This window comes from Brucella sp. IR068, assembly GCF_049065885.1.
GTDB classification, from domain to species: Bacteria; Pseudomonadota; Alphaproteobacteria; order Rhizobiales; family Rhizobiaceae; genus Brucella; species Brucella intermedia.
The window spans coordinates 229698-242095 of record NZ_JBAKHE010000002.1; the positions used below are offsets into that span (position 1 = coordinate 229698).

Below are 12398 nucleotides of genomic sequence, written 5' to 3' on the forward strand. Positions count from 1 at the left end.
GGTCAAAAAGACCACCGGTAACTTTATGGATCTAGTGGATTTTCGAATTTGACGTTTGAAACGGGATTAATATCGGACGGATATCAAACGTCAAATTCAATCCACTAGTATCGGATGCGCTTCGTTTATCATGGGAAAAGTGCCGAAACCAAGAACATTGACCTGTGCAGGATTGACGCGGGGCGTCTCACTTTCTACCCATTTACAGGAACGGGAGACACGATATGCAGATTGACTTCGGCGGTGGCAGCGAAATCAGCTTTGAACGCAAGGGAAAAGCGGGGCTTGTGAAGCTTACGCGGACCGAAGCCCTCAATGCGCTCACGCATAAGATGATTCTGGCGCTCGACCGCGCATTGCAGTCCTGGGAAGACGACCCTGAAGTGGCATGCGTCATTCTCGAAGGCGAGGGGCGGGCCTTCTGTGCCGGCGGCGATGTGGTCGCTGCCTACAAGTCCGGTCAGGCCGGAACACCAGCTTACGAATTCTTCCGCGACGAATATCGGCTCAATGCGCGCATTGGCCGTTTTCCAAAACCTTATATCTCCCTGATCAACGGCATCGTCATGGGCGGCGGCGCGGGCATCTCCGTTCATGGTTCGCATCGCATCGTGACGGAAAACACCATGTTTGCCATGCCGGAAACCGGCATTGGCTTCTTCCCCGATGTAGGGGGTAGCGCATTTCTCCCGCATCTGCATGATAATTTCGGGTATTATCTGGCGCTCACCGGCAACCGCATCCGCTGGGGCGACTGCCTGCAGAGCGGGATCGCAACCCATGCGGTCGCCGCAAGCGATCTGCATGACCTGCGCGAAGACATCATCGCTACCGCCGACATCGACGCGGCGCTGACGCGCAGCCAGTACCCCGATTTTGAAACCTCCGTCGAAACCCGCCAGATCATTGCGGAGTGTTTTTCGGGCGCAACGCTTGCCGACTGCATGGCCGCGCTGGAAAAAGAAGCGGAAGCCGGCAACAAGGCCGCAATGGACATTGTGAAGGTGATCGCCACGCGCTCCCCGACCAGTGTCGCTGTCACTTTCCGCCAGATTGCCGATGGGCGCGCGCTCGATCTCGACGATTGCATGCGCATGGAATACCGCATCGCCAACCGCATGCTGGAAGGGCATGATTTCTATGAGGGCGTTCGCGCATTGCTTATCGACAAGGACGGCGCGCCGACATGGAAGCCTGCAACGCTCGATGACGTGAAGCCCGAACAGGTCAACGCCTATTTTGCAAATCTCGGCGACGGGGAACTGACCTTGTGAGGATCTCCTGATGCATATGAACGAGCTGCGCCAGCATATCCAGCCCAGCGGAACCGAATGGGCCTTCACATGGTTCATCCGGATACTCGCGCTCGTGGCGCTGGCCAGCGGTGTGTTCTACTGGGTCAGGCTGATCGGTATTCATCCCGGGCTTCTGTGGCGGTTCGACCTGATGCCATGGACCTGGCAGACGGCGGTCGTCGCTCTGGCTGTTCTGATGCCGGTCGCGGCAACGGGACTATGGATGCGGGCGCCCTGGGGGCCTGTGCTATGGTTCGTGGCAGCACTCGGCGAAATCGCCATCTATTCCGTTTTTTCGCGACATTTCGAGTACAAGCCGCTCACGGTCGGGTTCAACGCGGCCTGCATCGTCATATTTATCGCATTTCGCATTCTGCTCTTCTTTGAGAAGAAACGGCAGGCCCGCGCGAGCCTGCCGATATAGATTCTATAGCGGCTGCGTTCCTTCATAGCGGGCGAAGGGCTTCGTCATCTGGCCTTTGAAAAGCAGCACATCATAGGTTTGGGCCTTGCTGCCCGGCATATCCATGCCGGGCGAGCCCATGGGCATTCCGGGGGCGGTCAGCCCCGTTGCCTGCGGACGTTCCGCCAGAAGCCGCTTGACCGCGCCAGCCGGAACATGCCCCTCAATGACATATCCATCGACGACCGCCGTGTGGCACGAGGCAAGATTGGCGGCGACACCATGTTTTGCCTTTACGCTGTCCATCGCTTCCTCGACCTTCACGGTCACATTGAACCCGGCGGCTTTCATATGTTCGGCCCAGCCGTCGCAGCAGCCGCAATAAGGGTCCTTGTACATGGTCATTTGCGGAGCGGCGGAAACGGGTTCGGCATGAGCGAAATTCGTGAAGCCGGTAAAGCTTAACAGTCCGCCGACCACAAAATACTGTGCGAAACGAAGCGTCATGGTCCCTCCAATGGAATGTTGATAGCCGGTAACTAGCTCCTGTCCACATACTTCTCAAATGACGAAAGTTTAATGTGACGCGCTTTCCAAGGCCCGGAAAACCGGCATTTTACGCCAAAACAGCGCATTGCGGAGCAGGCTCAAGGTCGCCGCGGAGTAAGCAAACATTAAGCCTGAATGGCCAATTTTGCCGGTAAGTTACTGTTAAGGCTGACTTTTAAGTCGAATTTTATGCATCTCCCCTAAATTGCTCTCAAGACGGTGAGAAACAATACACCGCGTAAAACAGGACAGAGAGCTGCATCATGGTTTCATGGAATGCGGCTCCGGCAGAGAGGCAAAAGAAATGATCAACGCACAGCGCAAGACGGAGTTGTCCGTTCCGCTCACGACACCGGAAACCGCACTTCGCTCGCTCTATCTGGAAGCCCTCCAGCTGGTCGAGCGCCTGCATCGCCGCCTGCTCGACGTCGTCAAGGACGAGTTCGACCGCAACGGCCAGAGCGACATCAATGCGACGCAGGCGCTTCTGCTTTTCAACATCGGCAATTCGGAACTGACGGCAGGCGAACTGCGCTCGCGCGGTTACTATCTCGGCTCCAACGTTTCGTACAATCTGAAGAAGCTGGTCGAGATGGGCTTCATCCATCATCAGCGCTCGCGTGTCGACCGCCGTTCGGTGCGCGTCAGCCTGACGGACAAGGGCAATGCCATCGCCGATCAGGTGGCCGCGCTCTACGAACGCCATATCTCTTCCATCGAGCAGATTGGCGGTATTCAGGTCGATGAATTCATGGCGATGAACAAGTCGCTGCAGCGTCTCGACCGCTTCTGGAACGACAGCATCGCATACCGCCTCTGATCTCGGCTCGCCGCCTCTGGCTGACTGATGGTTTGTTGCAGAACTGTCACAACAGGCTGCCATTGAGAAGAATAAGGCGCTGTGAAGCTCTCAATCGTAAGGCGCGTGGCTTGAAATTCCGGCCATGCGACATGATTAAGCCATAAAAAACGACATAAGCGTTTTACAATGGCACGGGCAATATTGTGCCTCCTTCATTCAGGAATGGGCTCGAAAGTCGAATTTCGGATAAGCGGGCATCGTCGCATCGCTTTCTGTCCGGATATCGCCTTGCTGAACTATTGCTGATATTCTCTGGGAAGATCCCGCGCGAGCGGTTAGCCTTTTGGGACTACGCAAGATGACCAAGACCGACAGACCAGCCGATGCTTTCAAAGTAGATCGCCGCAGTTTCCTGCGCGGCGCGGCAACCGCCGGCCTTTCCGTGGCAGCCTCCGCCATGGTTTCCTCGGCCTATGCCCAGCAGGTTCTGACTGATGTTATCGCAGCGCCGCGGCGCGGCAACTGGGACGACCAGTTCGATGCCCGTGCAACGGGCGGACAACGCGTCGCGACCAACCAGCCGGTTCTGAGCCCCCAGACGGTCGGCAATCTCCAGACTGCCATCGCGCAGTATACCGACATTGCCGGTCGCGGCGGCTGGCCGAGCGTGCCGGGCAATGCAAAGCTCCAGATCGGCGTGACCGATCCCGCCGTGCAGGCGCTGCGCAAGCGTCTCATGATTTCCGGCGACCTGCCGCAGGAAGCCGGTCTTTCCAGCTCGTTCGACACCTATGTCGATGCTGCCGTCAAGCGCTTCCAGTCCCGTCACGGCCTGCCTGCCGATGGCGTCATGGGGCAGTTCACCTATGCCGCGATGAACGTGGACGCGAATACGCGCCTCGGACAGCTCCAGACCAATCTCCAGCGGCTTTCGCCACTGGCCGATCAGGGCATGCAGGAACAGCGTTTCGTGATGGTCAACATTCCGGCCGCGCGCATCGAAGCCGTTGAAGGCGGCAGCGTCGTGCAGCGTCATACGGCGGTTGTCGGCAAGATCGATCGCCAGACGCCGATCCTGAACTCAAAGATTCACGAAGTCATTCTCAATCCTTACTGGACCGCGCCCAAGTCGATCATCCAGAAGGACATCATTCCGCTGATGCGGAAGGATCCGCAATATCTGGCGAAGAACAAAATCCGTCTCTACGACCAGTCCGGTCAGGAAGTTGCGCCTGAAACCGTGGACTGGAACACGGATGATGCAGTGAAGCTGATGTTCCGTCAGGACCCGGGCAAGATCAACGCCATGTCCTCGACCAAGATCAACTTCCACAATCAGCATCAGGTCTATATGCACGACACGCCGCAGAAGAGCTATTTCAACAAGCTCATGCGCTTCGACTCTTCCGGCTGCGTCCGCGTCCAGAATGTCCGCGATCTCGACGTATGGCTGTTGAAGAACACGGCCGGTTGGGATCGCCAGACCATCGAAAATACGATCAAGTCGGGTACGAACACGCCGATCCAGGTTGCCGATCCGGTTCCGCTGCACTTCGTCTACATTTCCGCATGGTCCACCGGCGACGGCGTGGTGCAGTTCCGCGACGACATTTACAAGATGGACGGTGCAACGGCCCTCGCGCTTGGCACCGACACCTGATTCTCATCTCGACTGCGCGTTTCAAGCCGTCCGGACCCGTTCCGGGCGGCTTTTTCGTCTTGGCTCAATTATCAAATCGGTTTGCCGCATTTTGGAATAAGCTTTTCGCTTTGCGGCCATTGGCCTTGTGCGCTCAAGTGTGATAATGCGCCTCATCCATATAGCTTTTACCGGCTAACCCGGAGGGTGTGAAACATGTCTCAAGCCAACGCCGCCGCCAAGAACGCGTCTTCCGACGTTTTCTTCAATGCAAGCCTCGAGGACATCGATTCCGAGATTTTCGGTGCAATTCGCAACGAACTCGGTCGTCAGCGTCATGAAATCGAGCTGATCGCCTCGGAAAACATCGTTTCGCGCGCTGTTCTGGAAGCACAGGGTTCCATCCTTACCAACAAATATGCCGAAGGCTATCCGGGCAAGCGCTATTACGGCGGCTGCCAGTATGTCGACGTTGTGGAAGAACTGGCCATCGAACGCGCCAAAAAGCTCTTCGGCGCAGAATTTGCCAACGTTCAGCCGAATTCCGGCAGCCAGATGAACCAGGCCGTGTTCCTCGCGCTGCTCCAGCCGGGCGACACGTTCATGGGCCTCGACCTGAATTCCGGTGGCCACCTGACGCATGGTTCGCCGGTCAACATGTCCGGCAAGTGGTTCAATGTCGTTTCCTACGGCGTCCGCAAGGACGACCACCTGCTCGACATGGACGAAGTTGCCCGCCTTGCACGCGAAAACAAGCCGAAGCTCATCCTTGCCGGTGGCACCGCCTATTCGCGTATCTGGGACTGGAAGCGCTTCCGCGAGATTGCCGACGAAGTCGGCGCCTATCTCATGGTCGACATGGCGCATATCGCCGGGCTGGTTGCCGGTGGCGTTCATCCTTCGCCGGTCCCGCATGCGCATGTCTGCACCACGACGACGCACAAGTCGCTTCGCGGTCCGCGTGGCGGCATGATCCTCACCAACGATGCCGACATCGCCAAGAAGATCAATTCGGCTGTCTTCCCCGGCCTTCAGGGTGGCCCGCTGATGCACGTCATCGCTGGCAAGGCTGTCGCCTTCGCGGAAGCACTGAAGCCGGAGTTCAAGCTCTATGCGAAGAACGTCGTCGACAATGCGCGCGCACTGGCCGAAGAGCTGAAGTCCCACGGCCTCGACATTGTTTCGGGCGGCACCGACAACCACCTGATGCTGGTTGACCTGCGCCCGAAGAACGCGACGGGCAAGCGTGCAGAAGCTGCTCTTGGCCGCGCCAACATCACCTGCAACAAGAACGGCATTCCGTTCGACCCTGAAAAGCCGTTCGTCACGTCCGGCGTTCGTCTTGGCACGCCTGCCGGCACGACGCGTGGTTTCGGCGTTGCTGAATTCAAGGAAATCGGTTCGCTGATCGCCGAAGTTCTCGACGGCCTGAAGGTTGCCAATTCCGACGAAGGCAATGCCGCTGTCGAACAGGCCGTGAAGGAAAAGGTCATCGCGCTTACCGACCGTTTCCCGATGTACGGTTATCAGGGATAAGCCGGTTTCCATGATCGAGAGAAAACCCCGTTCAACCCTGTTGAGCGGGGTTTTTTTCATTCTCCCATCCGGTAGGTGGATTGCCACTAATCGGCTATGATCGGCAGGAATCGGCTACGGAGAGCGCGCTCTTGAGTTTTCAAGGGGAGTGACCCCACATATGAGCGGTCCATTGCCAGTGTTAAGGTTGCCAGTTTTGAAGCTGCCGATATTGAAATTGAAAGAGTTCCATGCGTTGTCCCTATTGCCAGTCTGAAGATACGCAAGTGAAGGATTCCCGCCCGGCGGAAGACGGTGCTGTCATCCGCCGGCGTCGTGTCTGCTCGGTTTGCGGCGGGCGTTTCACGACCTTCGAGCGCGTGCAGTTGCGCGACCTGATGGTCGTGAAGAAAAGCGGGCGTCGCGTTCCTTTCGATCGCGACAAGCTCACGCGGTCCATCGAGGTGGCGTTGCGCAAGCGCGATGTCGATAATGACCGGGTTGAACGGGCTATTTCAGGCATTGTCCGCCAGCTTGAAAGTTCAGGCGAAGCGGAAGTCACCTCCGACGAGATCGGGCGGCTGGCCATGGATGCGCTGAAAGGCATCGACGATATCGCCTATATCCGCTTTGCGTCAGTCTATCGCAATTTCAGCAAGGCCGTCGATTTCCACAATGTCATCGACGAGCTGACGGTTCCTGAAACCGAGGACGATCTGGACGCTTGAGCATGAGTGGCAGCAAGTTTCCGCATTCGGACGTGACTTCGGATGATGTTCGCTTCATGGAGGCGACGATCCGTTATGCGCGCCGTCACAAGGGGCTGACCGGCACCAATCCGTCCGTCGGCACGATCATTGTCAAGGATGGCGTCATCGTCGGGCGCGGCGTGACCGCGCTGGGCGGCAGGCCCCATGCGGAACCGCAGGCGCTGGCGGAGGCGGGAGACGCCGCGCGTGGCGCGACGGCTTATGTGACGCTGGAGCCATGCGCCCATCACGGGCGCACGCCGCCCTGCGCCGAAACGCTGGTGCGGGCAGGGGTGGCGCGTGTCGTGGCGGCGGCGACCGATCCGGACGAGCGGGTCAGCGGAAAGGGCTTCGCCATCCTGCGTGAAGCAGGGATAGAGGTCGTACCCGGCATTCTCGCCGATCAGGCTGCCGACGATCTGGCGGGCTATCTGAATCGATCTGCGAAGAAGCGCCCGGAAGTGATTCTGAAACTTGCGCTTTCCGCTGATGGCATGATCGGCAGGCGCGGCGAGGGACAGGTCGCGATAACGGGACCGATTGCGCGTGCGCAGTCCCATATCCTCCGCGCGCAGACAGATGTTATCCTGATCGGTATTGAAACAGCGCTTGCGGATGATCCCGTTCTGAACTGCCGCCTTCGGGGGCTGGGACAGCGTTCGCCGGTCCGCGTGGTGCTCGATGGCGGATTGCGCCTGCCGCTTTCGTCAAGACTCGTACAGACCACCGATGCCCAGCCCTTGTGGATCGCCTGCGGCGAGGAGGCGTCGCCCGAACGGCGTTATGAGTTGACGGCTGCCGGTTGCCGCATCCTCGCGACCGAAGCCGACGATTGCCGCATCGCATTGCCCGAGTTGATGGACGATCTTGCCGCGCAGGGCATTTCCTCGGTTCTCGTTGAAGGCGGCGCGGGCGTTGCAAAGAGCTTTCTCGACGAGGGGCTGGTGGACCGGCTTGCCATCTTCCGTTCGCCGGTTGAAATCGGCTCGGAACATGGGGTTGCCGTGGACGGCCTTGAAACCCATATCGCAGACGAATTCAAAATTCTGAGGCAGGCGCGCTATGGCGACGATGCCTATGCAGAATATGTAAGGAAGATTTGATGTTTACAGGCATTATCACCGATATAGGCAAGGTTGACCGGATCAAGCCGCTGAATGAAGGCGTCCTTCTGCGTATCGAGACCGCCTATGACCCGGAAACGATTGAACTGGGCGCGTCGATTGCCTGTTCCGGGGTCTGCCTGACGGTGGTGGCGCTGCCGGAAAAAGGCACCAATGCCCGCTGGTTCGAGGTGGAGGCATGGGAAGAGGCGCTGCGCCTCACCACGATCTCCGCTTGGCAGAACGGACGCAACATCAATCTGGAGCGTTCGCTGAAGCTTGGCGACGAAATGGGCGGTCATCTGGTTTCCGGCCATGTGGACGGACAGGCTGAAATCATCGACCGCAAGGAAGAGGGCGACGCCGTGCGTTTCACCTTGCGCGCGCCGGAAGAACTGGCACCGTTCATCGCCCAGAAGGGTTCGGTTGCCCTTGATGGTACGTCGCTGACGGTCAATGGTGTCGATGGAAACGAGTTCGATGTGCTCCTGATCCGCCACTCGCTGGAAGTCACAACATGGGGCGAGCGGAAAGCGGGCGATAAGGTAAATATCGAGATCGACCAGCTGGCACGATACGCAGCAAGGCTTGCGCAATATCAGAAATAGGCTTAGAGCCTAAAACTCTAAAGCTGTAACAGCATTTCCCGATTTTAAGCGTTGACCGCAATCGTTGCGGTCCGCAAGATTTGTCATGGAGTCTCTCATGTCCAAGCACGAGGCGCATGCGCCGCATTTGCTTATTGTTGAAGCGCGTTTCTACGATGATCTCGCCGACGCGCTTCTGGATGGCGCAAAGGCAGCCTTGGATGAGGCAGGGGCGACCTATGATGTCGTGACGGTTCCCGGCGCTCTCGAAATTCCGGCGACGATTTCCTTTGCGCTCGACGGTGAAGAAAATGGCGGCACGGAATATGATGGCTATGTCGCGCTGGGCACGGTCATCCGTGGTGAAACCTATCACTTCGATATCGTTGCCAATGAATCCTGTCGCGCGCTCACCGACCTTTCGGTCGAGGAGAGCATCGCCATCGGCAACGGCATCCTGACCGTCGAGAACGAAGAGCAGGCATGGGTTCGCGCCCGCCGCGCTGACAAGGACAAGGGCGGTTTTGCTGCCCGGGCCGCACTGACCATGATCGACCTGCGCAAGAAGTTCGGAGTCTGATCGTTATGAGTTCTTCTACCGGAGGCCGCCCGACTCCCAATGCCCCGCGCATGGCCAACAAGCGCGGCGTCGCCCGTCTTGCTGCCGTGCAAGCGCTCTATCAGATGGATGTGGCCGGGACGGGCGTCCTGGAAGTGGTGGCCGAATACGAAGCTTTCCGCCTCGGCAAGGAAGTGGACGGCACGCAGTATCTCGATGCCGATCCGCAATGGTTCCGCGCAATCGTAGCCGGCGTCGTGGATGAGCAGCTGAAGCTCGACCCGATGATCCATCAGGCGCTGACGGAGGACTGGCCGCTGTCGCGTCTCGATTCGACGCTGCGCGCCATTCTCCGCGCCGGTGCATGGGAATTGCAGACGCGCAAGGACGTGCCGACGGCAGTCATCGTGTCGGAATATGTCGATATCGCCAAGGCCTTCTATACGGAGGAAGAGCCGAAGCTGGTCAATGCCGTGCTCGATCGTCTGGCGTTTGTCATTCGTGGCGAGAGCCGTGGCGTGAAGCCGCGCTGATCCGGCTTCGCCGACGATAATCCTGAAAGAAGGGCTGTGAGAAATCGCAGCCCTTCTTTCATTGTACGCTGGCAAAGAACGACTTGACGTTTGTTAAACCGTTTCGCATGTTGGTCGCGCGGCATTGAGAATGCTGAAATGCAGGGAATCGCGCCAATTCATTGAATCCAAGGCGTAAGTTTCCTGGCGAATATACCGAAGAAGCCCGGTATCTTGCATTGGCTTCAGGCACTTCCATGCCGCTCAGTCGGGTCCGGGGAGGGGTTTTCGGGCCTATCCTGCGCACGTGTCTGCCGACATCGCGGCTCGCGGTCAGACGGCAGCCAGCGCGAGCTATGGAGCGCGTTCCGATCTGTTGCGGCAGGCCGGCGCTCCAATTGTCTGGGTGGCCGCGCATATTTTCCGAAAATCGTTTCACATTTTTCGGGATGCGCTCAATGGGAGTTGGCCTTTATGCAAATGGGAGTGGCAGTCTTAGTTCTCGTCATTGCCTGCGGCGTGCTTTCCGTTCTTTTCGCCATATGGGCGATCCGTTCGGTTCTCGCAGCCGATCAGGGGACGCAGCGCATGCAGGAAATTGCTGAAGCCATCCGCGAGGGTGCCTCAGCCTATCTCACAAGACAATATTCAACGATTGCCATCGTTGGCGTCGTGGTTTTTCTCGCCGCCTGGTATCTGCTGTCGATCAGTGCGGCAATCGGCTTTTTGATCGGTGCAGTTCTGTCGGGCGTCACCGGCTTCATCGGAATGCACGTTTCGGTTCGCGCCAATGTGCGCACTGCGCAGGCGGCATCGCTCAGCCTTGCCGGGGGGCTGGAATTGGCCTTCAAGTCCGGGGCCATTACCGGTCTTCTGGTGGCCGGGCTCGCGCTGCTCGGCGTCTCCGTCTACTATTTCATTCTCACCGTCTGGCTTGGTTACGCGCCCTCTGATCGCACCGTTATCGATGCGCTGGTGTCGCTCGGCTTCGGCGCTTCGCTTATTTCCATCTTTGCGCGTCTTGGCGGCGGCATCTTCACCAAGGGCGCAGACGTTGGCGGAGATCTCGTCGGCAAGGTGGAAGCCGGTATCCCGGAGGATGACCCGCGCAACCCCGCGACCATTGCGGACAATGTCGGCGATAATGTCGGCGATTGCGCAGGCATGGCCGCCGACCTGTTTGAAACCTATGCGGTGACAGTTGTTGCCACCATGGTTCTCGGCGCGATCTTCTTCAACGGATCGGATGTTCTTTCAAGCGTCATGCTCTATCCGCTGATGATCTGCGGCGCCTGCGTGATTACGTCGATCGTGGGCACTTTCTTCGTCAAGCTCAGCGTCGATGGCTCCATCATGGGCGCGCTCTACAAGGGGCTGATCGCAACGGGCCTGCTTTCCATTGTCGGGCTTGCCGTCGCCAACACGCTGACGATCGGCTGGGGCGAGATCGGAACGGTCGCCGGAAAAAGCATCACTGGCACCAATCTCTTCATCTGCGGGCTGATCGGCCTCATCGTTACCGGTCTGATCGTGGTGATTACGGAATATTATACCGGCACCAACAAGCGCCCGGTCAATTCCATCGCGCAGGCCTCTGTGACGGGGCACGGCACCAACGTCATCCAGGGGCTGGCGGTTTCGCTGGAATCGACCGCGCTTCCGGCAATCGTGATCGTTGGCGGCATTATCTCGACCTACCAGCTTGCGGGCCTGTTCGGGACCGCTATCGCCGTTACCGCCATGCTCGGCATTGCGGGCATGATCGTAGCGCTCGATGCTTTCGGCCCGGTTACCGACAATGCCGGCGGCATCGCGGAAATGGCCGGTCTCGACCCGGAAGTCCGCAAGGCCACCGATGCACTGGATGCCGTGGGCAACACAACCAAGGCTGTCACCAAGGGCTACGCCATCGGTTCGGCGGGGCTTGGTGCGCTGGTGCTGTTTGCGGCTTATTCCAACGATCTGGCCTATTTTGCCGCCAACGGGCAGACCTATCCCTATTTCGCGGATATGGGGCCTGTCTCCTTCGATCTCTCCAACCCCTATGTAGTTGCGGGACTGATCTTTGGCGGCCTTATCCCTTATCTGTTCGGTGGCATGGCGATGACCGCCGTGGGCCGGGCCGGGGGCGCGGTGGTTCAGGAGGTGCGCCGCCAGTTCCGCGAGAAGCCGGGCATCATGACCGGCAAGGAACGCCCGGATTATGCCCGTGCGGTCGATCTTCTGACGAAGGCGGCAATCCGCGAAATGATCATCCCGTCGCTCCTGCCTGTGCTGGCGCCGATTGTCGTCTATTTCGGCGTTTTGCTTATTTCAGGCTCCAAGGCTGCGGCCTTTGCAGCCCTTGGTGCATCGCTTCTGGGCGTCATCATCAATGGCCTGTTCGTCGCAATTTCCATGACATCTGGTGGCGGTGCATGGGACAACGCCAAGAAGAGCTTCGAGGACGGGTTTACCGATGCCGATGGCGTGAAGCACCTGAAAGGTTCGGAAGCGCACAAGGCATCGGTGACGGGCGATACGGTCGGCGATCCCTACAAGGATACTGCCGGTCCAGCCGTCAATCCGGCGATCAAGATCACCAACATCGTGGCCCTGCTGCTGCTGGCTGTGCTGGCGCATATGTCCTGACGGACTGAGCTTCAAACAAAGAAAACCCGCCGTGAAGGCGGGTTTTTCGTTTTG

The 12398-nt window shown here is 58.5% G+C and carries 12 protein-coding genes; 11 read left to right on the forward strand and 1 reads right to left on the reverse strand.

Features of this window, described 5'->3' with window-relative positions; all coding sequences use genetic code 11:
* Nucleotides 1–224 precede the first annotated feature (224 nt).
* Nucleotides 225–1274: an enoyl-CoA hydratase/isomerase family protein gene (locus ACOWVS_RS04025; RefSeq protein ID WP_006466479.1), complete on the forward strand. Its 1050-nt coding sequence runs from the start codon at nt 225–227 to the stop codon at nt 1272–1274.
* A 10-nt stretch (nt 1275–1284) separates the two neighbouring features.
* Entirely contained in the window at nt 1285–1719 is a 435-nt protein-coding gene (locus tag ACOWVS_RS04030) for a DUF6163 family protein (RefSeq protein ID WP_006466480.1), read from the forward strand.
* Nucleotides 1720–1722: 3 nt separating this feature from the next.
* Here ACOWVS_RS04030 and ACOWVS_RS04035 read toward each other — a convergent pair whose 3' ends face one another.
* Entirely contained in the window at nt 1723–2205 is a 483-nt protein-coding gene (locus tag ACOWVS_RS04035; RefSeq protein ID WP_006466481.1) for a DUF411 domain-containing protein, read from the reverse strand.
* A gap of 346 nt (nt 2206–2551) precedes the next feature.
* Between ACOWVS_RS04035 and ldtR the strand changes: the two genes are divergently transcribed.
* The 9 genes from ldtR to ACOWVS_RS04080 all read left to right on the forward strand — a co-directional run bounded on the left by ldtR (nt 2552) and on the right by ACOWVS_RS04080 (nt 12344).
* The gene (ldtR, locus tag ACOWVS_RS04040; protein WP_025091369.1) at nt 2552–3067 is read left to right on the forward strand and encodes a transcriptional regulator LdtR; all 516 of its coding nucleotides are present in this window, start codon (nt 2552–2554) and stop codon (nt 3065–3067) included.
* A 340-nt stretch (nt 3068–3407) separates the two neighbouring features.
* Nucleotides 3408–4709 (forward strand): L,D-transpeptidase family protein, encoded by a 1302-nt coding sequence (locus ACOWVS_RS04045; RefSeq protein WP_025091370.1) that lies wholly within the window; start codon nt 3408–3410, stop codon nt 4707–4709.
* A 195-nt stretch (nt 4710–4904) separates the two neighbouring features.
* Nucleotides 4905–6224, forward strand: coding sequence for a serine hydroxymethyltransferase (gene glyA, locus ACOWVS_RS04050; protein ID WP_006466484.1), 1320 nt, complete (start codon nt 4905–4907; stop codon nt 6222–6224).
* Between the two features lie 230 nt (nt 6225–6454).
* Nucleotides 6455–6931, forward strand: coding sequence for a transcriptional regulator NrdR (gene nrdR / locus ACOWVS_RS04055; protein WP_006466485.1), 477 nt, complete (start codon nt 6455–6457; stop codon nt 6929–6931).
* A gap of 2 nt (nt 6932–6933) precedes the next feature.
* On the forward strand, nt 6934–8055 hold the full coding sequence (gene ribD, locus ACOWVS_RS04060) for a bifunctional diaminohydroxyphosphoribosylaminopyrimidine deaminase/5-amino-6-(5-phosphoribosylamino)uracil reductase RibD (protein WP_025091371.1): 1122 nt from the start codon (nt 6934–6936) through the stop codon (nt 8053–8055).
* Entirely contained in the window at nt 8055–8663 is a 609-nt protein-coding gene (locus ACOWVS_RS04065) for a riboflavin synthase (protein WP_006472784.1), read from the forward strand. Before ribD ends, ACOWVS_RS04065 begins: the two co-directional genes overlap by 1 nt.
* A gap of 97 nt (nt 8664–8760) precedes the next feature.
* Entirely contained in the window at nt 8761–9222 is a 462-nt protein-coding gene (locus ACOWVS_RS04070) for a 6,7-dimethyl-8-ribityllumazine synthase (protein WP_006472785.1), read from the forward strand.
* A 5-nt stretch (nt 9223–9227) separates the two neighbouring features.
* Nucleotides 9228–9734: a transcription antitermination factor NusB gene (gene nusB, locus ACOWVS_RS04075; protein ID WP_006466489.1), complete on the forward strand. Its 507-nt coding sequence runs from the start codon at nt 9228–9230 to the stop codon at nt 9732–9734.
* 453 nt (nt 9735–10187) lie between these two features.
* On the forward strand, nt 10188–12344 hold the full coding sequence (locus tag ACOWVS_RS04080; RefSeq protein ID WP_021587783.1) for a sodium-translocating pyrophosphatase: 2157 nt from the start codon (nt 10188–10190) through the stop codon (nt 12342–12344).
* Nucleotides 12345–12398: the final 54 nt, after the last annotated feature.